The organism is Stenotrophomonas sp. CS3K5, from assembly GCF_059515225.1.
Window position 1 is genome coordinate 83,611 of record NZ_JCAKRX010000007.1, and the last position, 18,591, is coordinate 102,201.

Consider the following 18,591-nt stretch of genomic DNA (forward strand, 5'->3'; position numbering starts at 1 on the left):
TCCTGAGCCGGGCGGGCCGGCTGCCGAGGTGCGGCAAGGGTCAGGGTGGCGTGATCACTGCAGGGCGGGGTGGGTGCGTGGGAGGGCTGTAGTCTACGGGAAGCGGTCCGACGCGGGTAGCGCGGAGGCAGCCGAGCGTGGCTCCGCTCTACAATCCAGGCATGACTGCCGACCGCCCGCACTTCTTCGACCCCACCACCGAGCAGGGCGTGCTGCGCCTGTCGATCGCCGGCGCACTGCTGCTGGCGGTGGCCGCGGTGGTGTTCGGCCTGCTGGCCAATTCCTCGCTGATCATCTTCGATGGCATCTACGGGCTGATCGACGTGGTGATGACCTGGCTGTCGCTGCTGGTGGCGCGGCTGATTGCGCTCTCGACCAATACCGATGCGCTGCAGTCGCGGCTCAACCAGCGCTTCACCATGGGCTTCTGGCACCTGGAGCCGATCGTGCTGGGGGTCAGCGGCACGCTGATGATCGGTGCGGCGCTGTATGCGCTGGTCAATGCGGTGGATGCGCTGATGTCCGGCGGCCGCCACATCGCGCTGGGCCCGGCGATCATCTTCGCCGGCCTGTCGCTGGTGGCCGAGACTGCACTGGGTTGGTTCGTGCTGCGCGCCAACCGCCGCATCGGTTCGGAATTCATCGCACTGGACGCGAAGAACTGGGTGGTGGCGGCCAGCATGTCGGCCTGCTATCTGCTCGCCTTCCTCGGCGGCGTGCTGGTGCAGGGCACGTCGTGGGCATGGGTAGGGCCGTACATCGATCCGGCCATCCTCGCCTTCGTCTGCGTGCTGGTGATGATCGCCCCGCTCGGCACCGTGCGCCGGGCACTGGCCGGCATCCTGCTGGTCACCCCGCCGGAACTGCAGGCGCACGTGGATTCAGTGGCACGCGGCATCGTTGCCAAGCATGGCTTTGTCGAGCACCGCAGCTATGTGGCGCAGGTCGGCCGTGGCGAGCAGATCGAGCTGTTCTTCGTGGTGCCGGAGAACGACCCGCCCCGGCCACTGGTGGAGTGGGACCAGCTGCGCGACGAGATCGGCCAGGCGCTGGGCGAGGCCTCGCCGGACCGCTGGCTGACCATCCTGTTCACCACCGACCGTGAGTGGACGATCTAGGCCGCCAGGACGATCGATCAAATTTTACGGACGGAATGTCACCCAACGTACGCGGAAAGCGGGCAAAGTAGGCTCCATCGCAACACCCACCCACTGACCAGGAGCATCCCGATGTCCATCGAAAAGGTTCTGTACACCGCCCAGGCCACCTCCACCGGCGGCCGTGAAGGTCGTTCCGTCTCCTCCGACAACGTGCTGGACATCCAGCTGTCGACCCCGCGCGAGCTGGGCGGCGCCGGTGGCCCGGGCACCAACCCGGAGCAGCTGTTTGCCGCCGGTTATTCGGCCTGCTTCCTGGGCGCGCTGAAGTTCGTGGCCGGCCAGGCCAAGGTCGCACTGCCGGCCGACACCACCGTCACCGGCAAGGTCGGCATCGGCCAGATCCCGACCGGTTTCGGCATTGAAGCCGAGCTGACCATCAACGTGCCGGGCGTGCCGCGCGAGCAGGTGGAAGAACTGGTGCAGAAGGCCCACATCGTCTGCCCGTACTCCAACGCCACCCGCGGCAACATCGACGTGACGCTGATCGTTGCCTGATGCGGTGATGCCGGCCAGCGGCCTGCACTACCAACGTGAAGAGAAAAAAATGGGCGGATGCCGGTCGAAACCGGGCATCCGCCCATCCCACCTCGGGTGGGCCCCGGCGCGCGGCCGGGGACGCATTCGCTGCGGCGCGCATCCATCCTTCTGGAGAAGAGCCCCCTTGTTGTTCAAGGGGGCGCGCCAACGGCGCGGGGATAAGGTGGAATGCGCGGACCAGCGACCAGTTACTGGTCGCTGGTGATCAGCTGCACGACGCTGGAGAAATCCAGCTTGCCGCGACCGGCCTGGTGATTCATCGAATACAGGTTGCGGGCCACTTCGCCCAGCGGGATCGAGGCGCCGACACTCATCGCCGCTTCCACCGCCAGGCCCATGTCCTTGAGCATCAGGTCGCTGCCGAAACCGCCGCTGTAGCCGCGCGAGGCCGGTGCATTTTCCAGCACGCCCGGCCACGGGTTGCACACTTCGGTGGCCCAGCTGCGGCCGGTGCTGACGGCCATCATCTGCGACAGCACCTTCGGGTCCAGCCCGTGCGCCACGCCCAGCGCGATGGCTTCACCGGTCACCGCCATGATCACGCCCAGCGCCATGTTGTTGCACAGCTTGGCGACCTGGCCGGCGCCGCTGGCACCCACATGGAAGATGTTCTTGCCCATCGCCTGCAGCACCGGGCGCGCGCGTTCCAGGGCGTCCTCTTCACCACCGACGATGAAGGTCAGGGTGCCGGCCTGGGCACCGGCGGTACCGCCGGACACCGGTGCATCGATCATCTGCAGGCCACGCGCGGCCGCTGCTTCGGAGACCTTGCGGGCGCTGGCCGGGGCAATGGTGCTGCAGTCGATGACCAGCGCACCGGCCGGGATCGCGGCGAGGATGCCGTCATCGCCCAGGTACACGCCTTCGACATGACGGCTGGCCGGCAGCATCGAGATCACGACCTCGGCATCGGCGAGAGTTTCGCGCGCCGATGCGGCCGCGCTGGCACCGGCATCGACGGCGGCCTGCACCGCGGCGGGCACCAGATCGAACACGCGCACGCTGTGCCCGTTCTTGACCAGATTGGCGGCCATCGGGCCGCCCATGTTGCCCAACCCGATGAATGCAATGCGGCTCATGCCAGGCTCCTTTCAGCAAGGGGAGTTCCCAGGTCGGCCAGCGGATGTGCGGCCTCGGACCAGGGCGAAACAAAGAAGGTGTCGGCCCACGCGCCGGTGGCATCGGCCAGGGCGGCCGGGCTCCACTGCGGGTTGCGGTCCTTGTCGATCAGCAGCGCGCGGATGCCCTCGGCGAAATCGCCGTGGGCGGCGCAGTGCAGTGCGGTGATGTATTCCAGACGGTACACGCTGGCCAGGTCCTGGCCGGCGCTGCGGCGCTGCAACTCGAAGGCCAGCCGCGCCGAGCCCGGCGCACCGGCGGCGAGGGTCTTCTGCGCGGCCTGCAGCCAGGCATCGTCGGTCTGCAGAGCGCCGATGCGCGCGATGATTGCAGGCAGGTCATCGCCTGCGCACAACGCATCAACCTGCGCAGCATGGGCCAGCAGTGGGCCAGTGGCGGCATCGCTGGCATGGGACTGCAACAGATGGCTGAGGCGTTCGTGGTTGTGCGCGGCATCGCTGGACCAGGCCACCTGCAACAGCGCGTCGAACACCGCGCTGCGGCGTTCTTCGGCCACGTGCACGTCGGCCAGCCCGGCATAGATGGCGTCACCCGGGTTGAGCAGCGCGCCGGTCAGGGCCAGGAACAGGCCGCCCTTGCCGGGCACGCGCGGCAGCAACCAGCTGCCACCGACATCGGGGAACAGGCCGACGGTGATTTCCGGGAAGGCCAGCTTGGAGCGCTCACTGACCACACGATGGCTGGCACCGGACATCAGGCCGATGCCGCCGCCCATCACGATCCCATGGCCCCAGCACAGGATCGGCTTGGCGTAGGTGTGGATGAGGTAATCGACGCGGTATTCGACATCGAAGAACTCGGCGGCATAGCCGTTGTCGCGGATATCGCTGCGGCCTTCTTCGCGGAAGGCGACCATGGCCTTGTACAGGCTGTGCAGGTCGCCGCCGGCGCAGAAGGCCTTCTCGCCAGCGCCCTGCAGCACCACCATGGCGATGCCATCGTCGTCCGCCCAGGCATTCAACTGCTTCAGCAGCAGGTGCGCCATCGGCAGCGAGAAACCATTGAGCGTACGCGGCGCATTGAGCGTGGCGATGCCGATGCGCGTGCCGTTGCCGGCCACGCGCTCTTCGAACAGCACCGGTGCGTCGTCGGCAACGGTGTCGGTGCTCATGCGTTCTTCCACTGTGCGGCGCGCTTTTCCAGGAAGGCGGTCACGCCCTCGACCTGGTCGGCGGTGTCGAACAGGTCGACGAAGGCCTCGCGCTCGGCCACCAGTGCCGAGGCGTGGGTGCCGGTACGGGTGGACTGCACCAGGGTCTTGCAGGCGGCAATGCTGGTCGGGCTCTGCTTGCCGGCCTTGTTCGCCCATTCCAGCGCCAGCGCCTTGGCTTCGCCCTTGCCGACCACTTCTTCGGCCAGGCCGATGCGCAGTGCGGTCTCGGCGTTGATGCGCTCACCCAGCAGGATCATGCGCTTGGCCCAGCCCTCGCCGACCAGGCGCGGCAGGTTCTGGGTGCCACCGGCGCAAGGCAGCAGGCCGACGGTGGCCTCTGGCAGCGCGACCTGGGCGTGCTCTTCGATGATGCGCAGGTCGCAGGCCAGCGCGCACTCCAGGCCGCCGCCCATCGCATAGCCGTTGATGGCGGCGATCGACACGCCACGGAAGGCCGACAGGGCTTCGAACGCTTCACCGAAACGGCGTGCGGCCTCGCGGGCGGCGGCCTTGTCGCCGGAGGCGAACTGGTTGAGGTCGGCGCCAGCGGAGAAGAACTTCTCGCCGTCACCGGTGATCACCAGCGCGTAGATCCCGCGGTCTGCGTTGAGCGCGCCCACCAGGTCGCGCAGCGCCGACAGGCTGTGCACGGTCCAGGTGTGTGCCGGCGGGTTGTGCAGGGTGACCACGGCGGTGTGGCCATCGGCCTCGACCTTCAGGCCCACGTGCTCCTGGGTACGCCAATCCTTCATCGCAGTTCCTCTTCGGTGTTGAGCAGGTGACGGGCAACGATCACCCGCATGATCTCGTTGGTGCCTTCCAGGATCTGGTGCACGCGGCAGTCACGCAGCAAGCGCTCGATCGGGTATTCGCGGATGTAGCCGTAGCCACCGTGGATCTGCAGCGCTTCGTTGCAGACGTTGAAACCGGCATCGGTGGCGAAGCGCTTGGCCATCGCACACCACACGTTGGCATCGCTGGCACCGGCATCGAGCTTGCGCGCGGCGGTGTGCACCATCTGCCGCGCGGCCACCAGTTCGATGGCCATGTCGGCCAGCTTGAACTGCAGCGCCTGGAACTCGGCCAGCGCCTTGCCGAACTGGCGGCGCTCGCCCATGTAGCGGCGCGCGGCATCCAGTGCGCCCTGCGCAGCACCCAGCGAGCAGGCGGCGATGTTGATGCGACCGCCGTCCAGCCCCTTCATTGCCAGCTTGAAGCCGCCGCCTTCCTCTCCCAGAAGGTGGCTGACCGGCACGCGGACGTTTTCAAAGGTGATGCCACGGGTGGGCTGGCTGTTCCAGCCCATCTTCTCTTCCTTGCGGCCGAAGCTGACGCCCGGCAGGTCCGACGGCACCGCGATGGCACTGACCCCGGCGGCACCGGCACCGCCGGTACGCGCCATCACCACCAGCAGTTCGGTGGCACCGGCGCCGGAGATGAAGGCCTTGGCGCCGTTCAACACGAAGTGGTCGCCGTCGCGCACCGCCGTGGTCTTCAGCGAGGCCGCATCGGAACCGGCGCCCGGCTCGGTCAGGCAGTACGAAGCCAGCTTGCTACCCGAGGACAGATCGGTGCCCCACGCTTCGCGCAGGGCCGGCTGGCCCCACTTGGACACCATCCACGAGGCCATGTTGTGGATGCTGATGTAGGCCGCGGTCGACGGATCGACGTTGGCGAGCTCCTCGATGACGACGGCGGCATCCAGTCGGCTCAGGCCGCTGCCGCCCACTTCCGGATCCATGTACAGACCGCAGAAGCCCAGTTCACCGGCCTTGGCGATCGCCTCGCGCGGAAAGATGCCCTCCGCATCCCATCGCGCGGCGTGCGGCGCCAGTTCGGCCTGTGCGAAGTCGCGCGCAGCCTCGCGGTAGGCCTGCTGTGCTTCTTCCAGTTCCGTCGTCATCGAGTGGCTCATGGCTGCTCCTGCCGTTACTTCAGGCTGATCGTGGTGTTGACGCCGTGGCTCAGCGTTTCGTCATCGAACCAGCGCGCGGTGACCGTCTTGGTCTGGGTGTAGAACAGCACCACCTGCTTGCCGTACGGGCCCAGGTCGCCCAGCTTGGAGGCGCGCGAACCGGTGAACGAGAACAGCGGCACCGGCACCGGGATCGGCACGTTGATGCCGACCTGACCGACGTCAATGTCTTCCTGGAACTTGCGTGCGGCCGCGCCGGACTGGGTGAACAGTGCGGTGCCGTTGCCGTTGGGGTTGCTGTTGACCATCGCGATGGCGTCTTCCAGCGTTTCCGCTTCGAGGATGACCAGCACCGGCCCGAAGATTTCTTCCTGGTAGATGCGCATGTCGGTGGTGACACCGGCAAAGATGGTCGGGCCGACGAAGTTGCCCTTCTCGAAGCCATCCACCTGCGGCTTGCGGCCATCGAGCACCAGCTTGGCGCCCTGCTCCACGCCCGAGGCGATCAGGCCTTCCACGCGCTCGCGGGCGCTGCAGGAAATGACCGGGCCGACATCGGTGCCGGACACGGTGCCGCCGCTGACCTTGAGGGTCTTGGCCTTGCTGACCAGGTCCTGCACCCAGTTGCGTGCTTCACCGACCAGCACCAGGGTGGAGGCGGCCATGCAGCGCTGGCCAGCGGCACCGAAGGCGGCGCCGACCATGGCGTTGAGGGTCTGCTCCTTGTTGGCGTCCGGCAGCACCACGGCGTGGTTCTTGGCGCCCATCATGCACTGCACGCGCTTGCCGGCCAGCGAGGCACGGTTGTAGACGTGGGTGCCGACACGGGTCGAACCGACGAACGACACCGCCTTGATGTCCGGGTGGTCGCAGATGGCGTTGACCACTTCCTCGCCACCGTGGACAACGTTGAGCACGCCCTTGGGAATGCCGGCTTCCAGCGCCAGTTCCACCAGGCGCATGGTCACCATCGGGTCCTGTTCGGACGGCTTGAGGATGAAGGTGTTGCCGGTGGCGATCGCCATCGGGAACATCCACAGCGGGATCATCGCCGGGAAGTTGAAAGGGGTGATGCCGGCGCAGACGCCCAGCGGCTGCATGATCGTGTAGGTGTCCACGCCATTGGCCACGTTGTTGGCCAGTTCGCCCAGCTGCAGGTTGCCGATGGCGGCGGCGTGCTCGACCACTTCCAGACCGCGGAACACATCGCCTTCGGCGTCGGGCAGGGTCTTGCCCTGTTCGGCGGTGAGGATGTGGGCCAGCTCGCTCATGTTCTCGCGGATCAGCTGCTGGTACTTCAGGAAGATGCGCGCGCGGGTGCCGATCGGGGTCTTGCGCCAGGTCTTGAAGGCTTCCTTGGCGGCAGCGACGGCGGCGTCCACTTCACCGGCGGTGGCGAACGGCACCTGGGCCAGGACGTCCTGGGTGGCCGGATTGACCACGTCCTGCCAGTGGGAGGTGGCCGATTCGATGAACTGGCCATCGATCAGCATGCGGATACGGGGCGCTGCAACAGTCATGACGACAATCCCACGGGCTCGAAAGATGCTTGGCATTATTCACAGCGCCCACCTCGATTTCCGGCCTGAATCCGCTTAATCTGGCCAACACGCCAGACGATTCCTGTTAATTCTGTGAATTATTCAGCTGCCCAGCGACAACTCGGCCTGCGCCTGCTGCGGCTGCGCGAACAGCGCGGCTACAGCCAGGCCGATCTGGCGCGGGCGCTGGGGCTGTCGGCCAGTTATCTGAACCAGATCGAGCGCAACAAACGCCCGCTGACCCCGGCCGTGCAGAAGAAGCTGGGCCAGGTATTGGGCGACGTTTCGGCGCTTTTCGACGAAGATGAGCCCGCCGCGTTGCAGGAAGCGCTGGGGGAAACCCTGCGCGACCTGGGCCTGGCCGAGGTCAGCGCCACCGAACTGCGCGCATTAGCCGGCAACCTGCCGCAGGTCAGCCGCGCCCTGCTCGATCTGCACCGCCGCCATCTGGCGCTGCGCGAGCATGCCGCCGCACTGGAGTTCCAGCTCGGCGAGCCGGGGGCCGGCAGCACCCTGCCGGCCGGCGACCAGGTGCGCGAGTTCTTCAACCGCATGCACAACCACATTCCCGAACTGGACGAGCTGGCCGAACGCCTGTTCGCCGAGTGGGGATTGTCGCCCGGGCACGTGGCGCCGCGCCTGCGCCAATTGCTGGCCGACCGCCACGGGGTGCTGGTGGAAGTGGCCGCGCTGCAGGCCGGGCGCGAGAAGCGCCAGTACGACGCCGGTACACGACGATTGTGGCTGCCCGATTATCTGGAACCGGGCCAGCAGGCGTTCCAGATGGCGGCCGAGCTGGCCCTGCACGGTTACCTGCCGCAGATCGATGCGGTGGTGGCGCGTGCCGGTTTCAACGATGAGGCGCGCATCGCGCAGGCGCGGGTGGGTCTTTCGAACTATTTCGCCGGTGCGCTGGTGATGCCGTACATGCGTTTCCTGCGTGCGGCCGAAGCCAGCAACTATGACATCGAGCTGCTGGCGCACCAGTTCGGCGTGGGCTTCGAGGCGGTCTGCCACCGCTTGAGTACGCTGGCACGGCGCAGTGCGCCGGGCCTGCCGTTCTTCTTCATCCGCGTGGACCGCGCGGGCAATGTGTCCAAGCGTCATTCGGCCACCGACTTCCACTTCTCGCAGGTGGGCGGCTCGTGCCCGCTGTGGATCGTCTACGAGGCATTCAACCAGCCCGGGCGCATCCTCACCCAGACCGCGCGCATGCCCGATGGCCGCCGCCATTTCTGGCTGGCGCGGCAGGTCAGCAGCGGACCGGTGGGACATGGCCAGCCGCGCAAGACCTTCGCCGTGGCGCTGGGCTGCGACCTGCAGCACGCCGAGCGGCTGGTGTATTCGCTGGGGCTGGATGTGCAGAGCCCGGGCAACTCGGTGTCGATCGGCCCGGGCTGCCGGGTGTGCCCGCGCGAGGACTGCATGCAGCGCGCGTTCGCGCAGTTGCCGGGAAGGTGATTTTTTCAAGGCCAGCAATCTATAGGAACTGAAAACGTGCAAAGCCGAGAAATCTTTAACGTATGATAAGAATTGAACGAAACAAACCCAGCTCACAGGCTATGGAATAAAAATGAATTATTCCGATAAGAATGAAAAGCCACTATCCCAGTATCCAACATCCACTAAGTGGCTAAGCCAATTCAGCATCACTGACAGGACGGCTGCATCACTGATGCTAGACGAGTTTGTCCTGATTAGCGAAGATAAAGTGAGCATTGCGATACGTGAAGGCCTTCATCGATTCAGCGCATCCAGGGCAGGAAAAAAGCGCCGCATCGCATTGTTCGCCGAACGGGAGTACGCGGAATCCACTGCATTCGATTCGAAGCTCACGCCCGACAAGGCGGGAAATCTTCGTATGCGGGCATATGGCAGGAATGGAAGGCCCGCGGTCAAGCCCAAGCGCGGCAGCCCCCGCGTCGGCAGCGAGGGGCTGATTGCCTTCATCATCTCTCAGAGTTGCGAAACCTGGAAGGATTTATTCATTAACCATCCTGGCCCAGACCGTATCCGAGCAAAAACCAGACCGCCAAATACAATCGCACTAGTAACAGATTTCATTGGATCTGGCAAACGAATTCGCGACATGCTCGACAAGTTTTACCGGGTTCCCTCGGTTAAATCGTGGATATCCGGAAATCACATAAATTTTGTTGTTGTGGCCGCCGCGGCCACCCATAGCGGAGCAAGTGCAGTCCGCCAGCACCGTCTTAAGCCGGATGTAATATACACGCATGCTGTCCCCACAATCGCCGGCCACCGCAATTTCAGTCGTGCAAGTCAGTGGTACGACTTGATTGCCAGATATGGACCCGCGACAGGCAGGGGAAGTGGACGAAGTGGTTTTGGCGCAGCGTCTGCCCTAGTAGCGTTCAGCTATCGAATTCCGAATAATACACCAGCCATTATCCATAACAGTGATTCAGATTGGAACGCACTGTATATAGGCGCTGCGCCAAGCGACCTGAACCCAGCATTTGGCATGCGCAGCCTCGAATCTATCATCACCGAAGCGGCCGAAAACAATGGGGTTAATATAGATAAAATTCTTTCCGCTCAGGATGCTTCAGAGGTTCTAATTCTGAGCTTGCTACGAGGGAGGTGGCGCTGCGGGACTGAGGTCACGCTCTCAGAACGCACTGGCATCTCCATCCCAGACGTCATGGACATACTGAAGACCGCCCTCAACAGGGGGCTGATTGACAAGAAGGGCCGCCTTACTGACGCAGGGCAAGCTCTGCTCGGCGCAGCGAGGCGCGAGCGGCGCGAACGCCCCCTAGTCAAAACGAACTCAACACTATATATTCCGGGTGCACTGAGAACTCCACGGGGCATCGTTTAGAACATGCTGCTCACAAGGCAGCCTTGAAGACGGCTACCCGCCAACTTCATGGGCAATCGGGTTTCCGGTTGTCGTAGATAGAGCTTTCGAATAGTGTCTCTTGCGCCTTCGCATCTCGTTCCCTGCGGGAACCTTTCGAAGGCTCACTCGAGATGCGAAGGCGCCATAGACGAGCAGGACTCAAGTAGATGAAACATCCGTGGAGTTCTCAGAGCTTTGCAGCTGCGGCACGAAATGCCGGACGGCCGCTTCAGATGATTGAAGCTTCCGAAGCAATTGCCAGGAACATAAAGAGCTCGAACCCTGATCTTCCGGTTATTTTCACCCTGAATCATCTAGCCAATATTATCGGCGTCCGCAGCGAAGACCTTCAAAAAGTAGTTTCACGACAAGTCGACTCCTATCGAATCTTTCGTGTAAAGAAACGCGGAATTCCCGGAAAAATCCCTCCGCCAAGTCGGAAGTTTCGCACTATTTGCGTGCCGGATCCGTTCTTGATGAAGACGCAAAGGTGGATCGCCCAGAATATTCTGAACGCAATTTCACCACACGAAGCCAGCTTCGCCTTTACCCCAGGGAAGGATCTCGTCGATGCCGCAAAATGGCACACGAGCGCCAAGTGGCTAGTGAAAATGGATGTCAGAAATTTCTTCGAGTCGATAACAGAAAAGCACGCCTATCACTCATTCAGGTCTTTCGGTTACACCGCCCTGCTCTCATTTCAGATGGCTCGTATATGCACTCGCCTGCCTGAAAGAGATCGCCGCCAAGCACCTGAGCACCGAGCATTCCGCGACAAAAGCAAAATAGTTTATCGACCGCTAGCAACTGGACACCTCCCCCAAGGAGCACCAAGCAGTCCAATGCTAGCGAATTTGGCCATGCGCCGTTTGGACACCCGGCTGACAAAAATCGCGAAAGCAGAAGGCTGGACATACACTCGATATGCTGACGATCTAGCTTTATCTAGACAAACCAAAACAAGTAGAAGATCCGCGCAAAGATTAACGAAAATAATTGAACTAGAACTCAATCGATATGGCCTAATAAACCACAAACAGAAAACAAAAATATCACCCCCCGGAGCGCGGAAAGTAATTCTCGGCGTTTTGATTGATAATGACAAACCCCGCCTCACAAAAGCGTACAGGAACAACATCGAGACACACCTTTACGCATTACTAAATTCAAAGATTGGAATAGAATCACATCTGTCCAATCGAGGATTCTCGTCAACCATTGGAATGAGAAGACATATTGAAGGCCTAATCTCATTCGCACATCAAGTTGATCCAAATTACGCTAAAGATCTCTATTCGAAATTCAATCGTATTGATTGGTCTCAGTAATAAATTCGCGATCTTCTTGTAGGTCAGTAGATCGGCGTCACCTTCATCTGCGGCAGTGGCCGCGGCGCCCCATCGGTGAGGTCGGGGCCGAGGTCGTCCCAGCTGCGGCCCTGTTCGACCATCAGCCCCCACAGCTGCTGTGAGCCCAACCGCTTGTCTTCCGAGCCCAGCTTGTACGACGGTGGTGCCGGCACGCCGCTGGCGACCATCGAATAGGCTGCGCGATACGCCAGTACCTGCTGCGCCGGATCATCGGTACGCGCCACTTCCAGCGTGTAGCGCTGGTAGGCCGAGGCCAGGTTGCGCCAGCGGATCCAGTAGTGGTTCTCGAACGAGAACGCACAGAAGCGTGCACCGGCCAGGCTGCCCTTGTCGGCAATGCGGGTCAGCACCTCCTGCGGCATGTCCAGGTTCATTCCCCCCTCGTCACCCTGCAGGCTGACGTGCACGATGCGGTCGCGGTAGCCCGGCGCCCGTGCCTGCAGCAGGTCGCGCCAGTTCTGCATGGTCGCCACCACCGCGAACAGGAAGCGGCCCAGTTCGGCGGCGGCCAACGGCGTGGCGATCGACTGGTAGGTGCGCTGCCAGCCGTGACGGTTTTCGGTGGGCAGGAACACCGCGTGTTCCAGCGCCTGGCGGTCGCTGCCACCGTGACCGACGGCCTCGGCATGCTGCGGATAGACCAGATTGATGGCGAAGGTCGGCCAGCGCGGCAGCGCGGCGTCGAACAGATGGATCGGGAAGTTGCTGCTGATGCCGCCGTCGGAGAACCAGCAGATGCGGAAGGCGGTGATCACCGGTCCACAGGCCTGCCCCGCACTGGTCAACCCTTCCATGCTGTCGGCGACGTTGTGCTCCGGGTCGGCTGCCGCGGCCGTCGGCTCGCAGCGTCGCTCGCGGCGCGACGGCTCATGCAACGGCACCGCACTGATCAACAGCGGGAAGCTCAGGCTCATGCGCGTGGCCACCAGCACCGGCAGCTGCGGGCCCTGCGGCAGGCGGTGATAGTGCCGCCCGTCCACCTCCAGCGGCGGCCCGGCGTGGTCCACCAGCCACTGCACCACGCTGGCCGGGAACAGCTGCGCAAACTCCTCGCGCAGGAACCAGAACTGCGCCCCGCCCAGCGGCAGCGTGCGCGGCTCGTTGTGCGAGACACAGGTGGTGATCATCTGCAGGCTGATCGCATGCGGGCTGTCGGGCTCACCGGCGTAGCGCGGCGCGTCGTGCAGGTCGGCGAAGGTCAACGGCGCGTCCAGTGCCTTGCCCGACAGCTGCTGCAGGCAGGTGTGCAGCCACTCGGTCAGTGCCGGCCTGGAGCGGTCACGCCCCAGACCACTGCACAGGCCCAGCAGGTTGCGCCGCGCCACCCGCGCCACCCGCAGCGCAGCGCCGGCCACACCCGCCCCGTACGCGCACAGCAGCGACGGTACCAGCGTGGCCGCCATGCCGCTCCAGCCACCGCCCCACCACCCCAGGCCAAGCAGCAGCGCCAGCGAGACCAGCACTTCCAGCGGTGCAATGGTGAACACCGCGATGGCCAGGCACAGCAGCTTGCGCGGCAGGCCGGCATTGCCGGTAAGGACCACCAGCAGCCGGTATGCCGCACGCGCACCGCGTGCAGGCTGGAACAGCCGATAGATGAAGCCGCGCTGCGACAGCTGCGCCGACACCGCCGACAGTCCGTTGTAGCCGGCGTCATCGGGCAGGTGCTCGCCGGCCTGCTGGCGACGATCGCCGCAGGCCGCCGCCGCCGCCACTGCAGCGGCAATGGCGCCCGCCGAGGTACCGCCGATGCTCTTGAAGCGGTATTCGCGGGCCAGCGCGAGTACCGCATTGGGATACACGATGCCGCTGGTGATGCCGCCCTTCATGACCAGATCGCAATATTTGTCTGCCACACGCCCTCTCCCGTCCGCTGGTGTCCAGTATGGCAAGGGACGCTCTCACAACCTGAGAAGTGAGCCACACCACTGCACGGACTTCGGTCCTTGACCATTGCCGCCAACCGGTCCACCGTGCACACGCCGAAGGTATCCCTGCCCTCGCTCCGGCAAAGGCAGGGATTTGAACGGGAATCCGGTGAAGGCGCCTTGCGCGCCCATTCCGGAGCTGCCCCGCAGCGGTGAATGGAAACGAATCCTGCCAACAGCACTGGGCTCACGCCTGGGAAGCGGCAGGGAGTAGGAGGGCTTCGGCCCGTGTCCATCAGCCCGAAGACCGGCCCCGGCCGGGGGACACGACCGTCCCCTGATTCGACCTGGACTCTCCGCGGGGAGGGTGCCGGGGCTGTCGTTGTCCTGCGCACGCGGGCAGCGCGGTCGCGCGCGTCCTTTCCACGGTATCCGGTCAGACCCGTTCCCCACGCCCTGAGGCAGGGGCCGTCGCCGTTGCCGGCGGCCCCTGCGGTACCTGACGATGACCGAACTCCAACGCCCCACCCTGACCCTGCCCGCCGACGGCAAGCGCCTGCTGCTGCATTCGTGCTGCGCGCCCTGTTCGGGCGAAGTGATGGAGGCGATCACTGCCTCCGGGATCGACTATGCGATCTTCTTCTACAACCCCAACATCCACCCGGTGAAGGAATACGAGCTGCGCAAGCAGGAGAACATCCGCTTCGCGCAGCAGCACGGCATTCCGTTCATCGACTGCGACTACGACACCGACAACTGGTTCAGCCGCGCGCGCGGCATGGAGAACGAACCCGAGCGCGGCATCCGCTGCACGATGTGCTTCGACATGCGCTTCGAGCGCACCGCGCTGTACGCGCATGAACATGGCTACGACACCATCAGTTCGTCGCTGGGCATCTCGCGCTGGAAGAACATGGCGCAGATCAACGACTGCGGCATCCGCGCCGCCTCGCGCTACGAGGGCCTGCAGTACTGGGACTACAACTGGCGCAAGGGCGGTGGTGCCAGCCGCATGGTCGAGATCAGCAAGCGCGAGCAGTTCTACCAGCAGGAATACTGTGGCTGCGTGTACTCGCTGCGCGATGCCAACCGCCACCGCCGTGAAACCGGCCGCGAGCGGATCAAGATCGGCCTGCTGTACTACGGGCAGGACGCTGAGCCGGCGCAGGGCGATTGACGTACGCCCGGGGGGCGGCCACGCTGGTCGCCCCTTCAGTTTGTAGTGGATCTGCCATGACTTCCCTGCCCGCCGATGTCGCCCTGCTGGTGATCGACCTGCAGCCGGACTTCATGCCCGGCGGCGCACTGGCCTGCGACCAGGGTGATGCACTGGTGGCGCCGATCAACGCGCTGCTGGCGCAGCGCCACTACCGCACGGTGGTGGCCACCCAGGACTGGCACCCGGCCGACCATGCCTCGTTCGCCAGCCAGCATCCCGGCCAGCGCCCGTTCGAGACCATCCTGCTGCACGCACAGCCGCAGACCCTGTGGCCCGACCACTGCGTGCAAGGCAGCGAAGGCGCCGTGCTGCACCCCGGCGTGGACTGGACCTCGGCCGACCTGATCCTGCGCAAGGGCACGCGCCAACAGGTGGATTCGTACAGCGCCTTCCGCGAAAACCATGGCCCCGACGGCGAGCGCCCGGCCACCGGCCTGGCCGGTTGGCTGCACGAGCGCCGCATCCGCGAGGTGCACGTGTGCGGCCTGGCGCGTGACTACTGCGTGCTGTGGAGCGCGCAGGACGCGGTGAAATCCGGCTTCCGGGTGAAGTTCCTGTGGGAGCTGACCCGGCCGGTGACCGAGGCCAACGACGCGATGGTGCGCGAGGCGCTGGGCAAGGTGGGGATTGCGGTGATCTGAGCAATGACCGCCGGGCATGGCCCGGCGCTACCGGCAATCCGACCCGAAACGTAGTGCCGGCCGCTGGCCGGCTCCCTCGGGATCTCTACCATTGCCGGCCAGCGGCCGGCACTACCGGAATACGACCGTGCGATGCCCGTTGAGCAGGATGCGGTGCTCCACATGCCGGCGCACCGCGCGTGCCAGCACCTGCGACTCGGTATCGCTGCCCAGCCGCACCAGCTCGCGCGGCGCCATCGCATGGTCGACGCGGGCCACGTCCTGTTCGATGATCGGGCCTTCGTCCAGATCCTCGGTTACGTAGTGCGCGGTGGCACCAATGATCTTGACCCCGCGCGCGTGCGCCTGGTGGTACGGCTGCGCGCCCTTGAAGCTGGGCAGGAAGCTGTGGTGGATGTTGATCGCACGGCCAGCCAATGCGCGGCACAGCGTGGGTGACAGGATCTGCATGTAGCGCGCCAGCACCACCAGATCGACGCGTTCGCGCTCGACCAGATCGATGATCTGCTGCTCCTGTACCGCGCGCGTTTCCGCGTTCACCGGCAGGTGATGGAACGGCACCTGGTAGGACGCGGCCAGCGGCGCGAAGTCGGCGTGATTGGATGCCACTGCGGCGATGTCCACCTTCAGCTGGCCACTGTGGGCGCGGAACAGCAGATCGTTCAGGCAATGCCCCTGCTTGCTGACCAGCACCAGCAGCCGCGCACGGCGGCGACCGTCGTGCAGCTGCCAGTCCATGCCGAAGTCGGCCGCCAAGGTGGCCATCGCGGCGTGCACGGTGTCCAGCGGCAGGCTCGCGTCGCGGTCGAAATGCACGCGCAGGAAGAAGCGGCCGCTCTCCTCGTCACCGAACTGCTGGGCGTCGAGGATGTTGCAACCGTGGTCGAACAACAGGCCGGACACACGATAGACGATGCCGGTACGGTCGGGGCAGGACAGGGTGAGGATGGAATCGGGGCGCATCGTCGCAGTGTAGGCCAGCAGGGTGTTGATCGGATCGATGGTCACCGATGCAACCGAAGGGCTTGGTTCTGTCCCAAGCGATACTTGGCCGATCCCGTGGCAAGCTGGTCGGTCATGAACCTGTTGCAACTGATCCGTAGCTTCACCCGCACCGCAGAGACCGGCAGCATTGCCGCTGCGGCCCGCACCCTTGGCATCAGCGCCACCGCCGTCGGCCAGAACATCAACCGGCTCGAGGCCCATCTGGGCGTACGGCTGCTGAACCGCAGCACGCGACAGCTGGCACTCAGCGAGGCCGGTGCGTTGTATCTGGCGCAGGTGCGGCACATCGAAGCCGACCTGGCACGCGCGCAGGCGATGGTCACCGCTGGCGATATCGAACCGGCCGGGCCACTGCGCATCGCCAGCAGCAGCGCGTTCGGTCGCCATGTACTGGCGCCGTTGCTGCCCTCGCTGCAACAGCGCTACCCGCAGCTGGAGCTGGAGCTGCGCCTGAATGACCGCGCCGTACAGCATGGCCCGGAGGCGGTGGATGCCAGCATCCGCATCGGTGCGCAGCTGGAGGATGGCGTGGTCGCACGGCAACTGGCGCGCGTGCCGTTCGTGTTCTGCGCTGCGCCGGCCTACCTGCAGGCGCATGGTACCCCGCAACACCCCGCCGATCTGGGCAGCCATCGAGGCCTGCTGCACCGCTTCCCGACCGATGGCCGGCCGCTGCGCTGGGGCCTGCTGAAGGACGGCCAGCGCGTGGACGCCGCGCTGCCGCCCAGCATGGTCTGCGATGACATCGATGCGCTGGCCGCTCTGGCCGCCGCCGGGGCCGGCATCACCCGGCTGGCCGCGTTCGTGGCCGAACCCTATCTGCGTGACGGCCGCCTGCGTGCGGTGTTCGACACCGACAGCACATGGCGCCCGGAACCGATGGACGTCTATTTCTGCGTCAGCGACCGCCGCGACTTCACCGCCAAGATCCGCGCGCTGTTCGAACACCTGCAGGCCGGCATGGCGCCGGCCTGGCGGGTGTGAGCCTCAGCGCGCCTTGAACACGCCGCGTGCATCGCGCGGTTCGCAGCGCAGGTACTGCGGCGCCGGTAGCACGCTCTCGCGCAGTGCGGCGGCGGCGTGCCACGGCCAGCGCGGGTCGTAGAGGATGCCGCGCGCCAACGCCACGGCATCGGCATGGCGGTGGCGCAGGATCGACTCGGCCTGCTCCGGCTCGGTGATCATGCCCACGGCGATGACCGGCATGCGCACTTTGGCCTTGATTGCCGCCGCGAACGGCACCTGGTAGCCCGGGCCGACGGCGATCTTCTGGCGCTCATCCAGCCCGCCGCTGGAAACGTGCAGGAAATTGCAGCCGCGTGCGTCCAGTACCTGCGCCAGTGCTTCGCTCTGCACCAGGTCCCAGCCACCTTCGACCCAGTCGCTGGCGGACAGGCGCACACCCACCGCGACCTTGTCCGACACCGCTGCGCGCACCGCGTCGAACACTTCCACCAGCAGGCGCAGGCGGTTCGGCAGCGAGCCACCGTAGCCATCGGTGCGACGGTTGCTCAGCGGCGACAGGAACTGGTGCAGCAGGTAACCGTGCGCGGCATGCAGCTCGATCAGCTCCAAGCCCAGGCGCTCGGCGCGCACCGCGCTGGCGGCGAAGGCGGCGACGACCTCGGCGATACCGGCCTCGTCCAGTGCCTGCGGCGCCGGATCGGCGGCATGGAACGGCAGCGGCGACGGTGCCACCGTGGGCCAGCCGCGGGCATCGTCGGCCGGCAGCTGGCCACCGCCGTCCCACGGCCGCTTCACCGAGGCCTTGCGCCCGGCGTGGCCGAGCTGAATGCCCAGCGGCATCGGCGACCAGCGGCGGACGCTGGCCAGCACCTGCGCCAGCGCAGCCTCGGTGCCGTCGTCCCACAGCCCCAGATCGGCCCAGCTGATGCGACCGCGCGGTTCGACCGCGGTGGCTTCCAGGATCAGCAGGCCGGCGCCGGACTGCGCCAGGTTGCCCAGATGCATGGCGTGCCAGTCGCTGGCGCGGCCGTCTTCGGCGGAGTACTGGCACATCGGCGCGATGACGATGCGGTTGGACAGGGTGAGGGGGCCGAGCGAGATCGGCGAAAACAGCTGGGTCACGGCAATGCGGGGGCAAGCGGATGGGGGAGCGTATTGCACCGCCGCACGGCCTGCGAATCAACCGTGTGGATGGATCGCTGTTTCGCGG

Annotated in this window: 16 protein-coding genes and 1 riboswitch; of the genes, 8 read left to right on the plus strand and 8 right to left on the minus strand. The window is 65.2% G+C overall.

Annotation, left to right across the window (positions count from 1 at the left end):
- Positions 1-161: 161 nt before the first annotated feature.
- The gene (locus tag AC5YGJ_RS12095; protein WP_496186670.1) at positions 162-1,118 is read left to right on the plus strand and encodes a cation diffusion facilitator family transporter; all 957 of its coding nucleotides are present in this window, start codon (positions 162-164) and stop codon (positions 1,116-1,118) included.
- Between the two features lie 111 nt (positions 1,119-1,229).
- Entirely contained in the window at positions 1,230-1,655 is a 426-nt protein-coding gene (locus AC5YGJ_RS12100) for an organic hydroperoxide resistance protein (RefSeq protein WP_004153735.1), read from the plus strand.
- 230 nt (positions 1,656-1,885) lie between these two features.
- Here the strand turns inward: AC5YGJ_RS12100 and mmsB are convergent, their stop codons facing one another.
- Genes mmsB through AC5YGJ_RS12125 form a run of 5 tightly spaced genes read right to left on the minus strand, consistent with a single transcriptional unit; the run spans position 1,886 to position 7,425 of the window.
- Entirely contained in the window at positions 1,886-2,776 is an 891-nt protein-coding gene (gene mmsB, locus AC5YGJ_RS12105; protein ID WP_107231484.1) for a 3-hydroxyisobutyrate dehydrogenase, read from the minus strand.
- Positions 2,773-3,948, minus strand: a complete 1,176-nt coding sequence (locus AC5YGJ_RS12110) for an enoyl-CoA hydratase/isomerase family protein (protein WP_496186671.1) — start codon at positions 3,946-3,948, stop codon at positions 2,773-2,775. Before AC5YGJ_RS12110 ends, mmsB begins: the two co-directional genes overlap by 4 nt.
- Entirely contained in the window at positions 3,945-4,742 is a 798-nt protein-coding gene (locus AC5YGJ_RS12115; RefSeq protein WP_496186672.1) for an enoyl-CoA hydratase, read from the minus strand. Before AC5YGJ_RS12115 ends, AC5YGJ_RS12110 begins: the two co-directional genes overlap by 4 nt.
- Entirely contained in the window at positions 4,739-5,905 is a 1,167-nt protein-coding gene (locus tag AC5YGJ_RS12120) for an acyl-CoA dehydrogenase family protein (RefSeq protein ID WP_496186673.1), read from the minus strand. Before AC5YGJ_RS12120 ends, AC5YGJ_RS12115 begins: the two co-directional genes overlap by 4 nt.
- A gap of 14 nt (positions 5,906-5,919) precedes the next feature.
- Complete coding sequence (locus AC5YGJ_RS12125; protein ID WP_249842226.1) at positions 5,920-7,425, minus strand: CoA-acylating methylmalonate-semialdehyde dehydrogenase; 1,506 nt, start codon at positions 7,423-7,425, stop codon at positions 5,920-5,922.
- 114 nt (positions 7,426-7,539) lie between these two features.
- Here AC5YGJ_RS12125 and AC5YGJ_RS12130 point away from each other — a divergent pair, with 114 nt between their 5' ends.
- The 3 genes from AC5YGJ_RS12130 (at position 7,540) to AC5YGJ_RS12140 (ending at position 11,640) form a co-directional block, all read left to right on the plus strand.
- Positions 7,540-8,907, plus strand: coding sequence for a helix-turn-helix domain-containing protein (locus AC5YGJ_RS12130; protein ID WP_249842227.1), 1,368 nt, complete (start codon positions 7,540-7,542; stop codon positions 8,905-8,907).
- Between the two features lie 112 nt (positions 8,908-9,019).
- Positions 9,020-10,291, plus strand: coding sequence for a phosphoribosyltransferase-like protein (locus AC5YGJ_RS12135; protein ID WP_496186674.1), 1,272 nt, complete (start codon positions 9,020-9,022; stop codon positions 10,289-10,291).
- 188 nt (positions 10,292-10,479) lie between these two features.
- Entirely contained in the window at positions 10,480-11,640 is a 1,161-nt protein-coding gene (locus tag AC5YGJ_RS12140; protein ID WP_496186675.1) for a reverse transcriptase family protein, read from the plus strand.
- 23 nt (positions 11,641-11,663) lie between these two features.
- On the opposite strand, the gene AC5YGJ_RS12145 is transcribed toward AC5YGJ_RS12140, so the two are convergent.
- Positions 11,664-13,538 (minus strand): patatin-like phospholipase family protein, encoded by a 1,875-nt coding sequence (locus AC5YGJ_RS12145; RefSeq protein ID WP_279919747.1) that lies wholly within the window; start codon positions 13,536-13,538, stop codon positions 11,664-11,666.
- A gap of 131 nt (positions 13,539-13,669) precedes the next feature.
- Positions 13,670-13,863, plus strand: a riboswitch (cobalamin riboswitch).
- Between the two features lie 192 nt (positions 13,864-14,055).
- On the opposite strand from AC5YGJ_RS12145, the gene AC5YGJ_RS12150 reads away from it, so the two are divergent.
- Positions 14,056-14,727, plus strand: coding sequence for an epoxyqueuosine reductase QueH (locus AC5YGJ_RS12150; protein ID WP_249842229.1), 672 nt, complete (start codon positions 14,056-14,058; stop codon positions 14,725-14,727).
- A 56-nt stretch (positions 14,728-14,783) separates the two neighbouring features.
- Positions 14,784-15,410, plus strand: a complete 627-nt coding sequence (gene pncA, locus AC5YGJ_RS12155) for a bifunctional nicotinamidase/pyrazinamidase (protein WP_496186676.1) — start codon at positions 14,784-14,786, stop codon at positions 15,408-15,410.
- Positions 15,411-15,521: 111 nt separating this feature from the next.
- Here pncA and purU read toward each other — a convergent pair whose 3' ends face one another.
- Positions 15,522-16,373: a formyltetrahydrofolate deformylase gene (gene purU / locus AC5YGJ_RS12160; protein ID WP_249844921.1), complete on the minus strand. Its 852-nt coding sequence runs from the start codon at positions 16,371-16,373 to the stop codon at positions 15,522-15,524.
- Between the two features lie 114 nt (positions 16,374-16,487).
- Between purU and AC5YGJ_RS12165 the strand changes: the two genes are divergently transcribed.
- Positions 16,488-17,399 carry a LysR family transcriptional regulator gene (locus AC5YGJ_RS12165; RefSeq protein ID WP_496186677.1) on the plus strand — a complete coding sequence of 304 codons (912 nt, stop codon included), beginning with the start codon at positions 16,488-16,490 and terminating at the stop codon, positions 17,397-17,399.
- Positions 17,400-17,402: 3 nt separating this feature from the next.
- On the opposite strand, the gene AC5YGJ_RS12170 is transcribed toward AC5YGJ_RS12165, so the two are convergent.
- Positions 17,403-18,503 carry an NADH:flavin oxidoreductase/NADH oxidase gene (locus AC5YGJ_RS12170; RefSeq protein ID WP_496186678.1) on the minus strand — a complete coding sequence of 367 codons (1,101 nt, stop codon included), beginning with the start codon at positions 18,501-18,503 and terminating at the stop codon, positions 17,403-17,405.
- Positions 18,504-18,591: the final 88 nt, after the last annotated feature.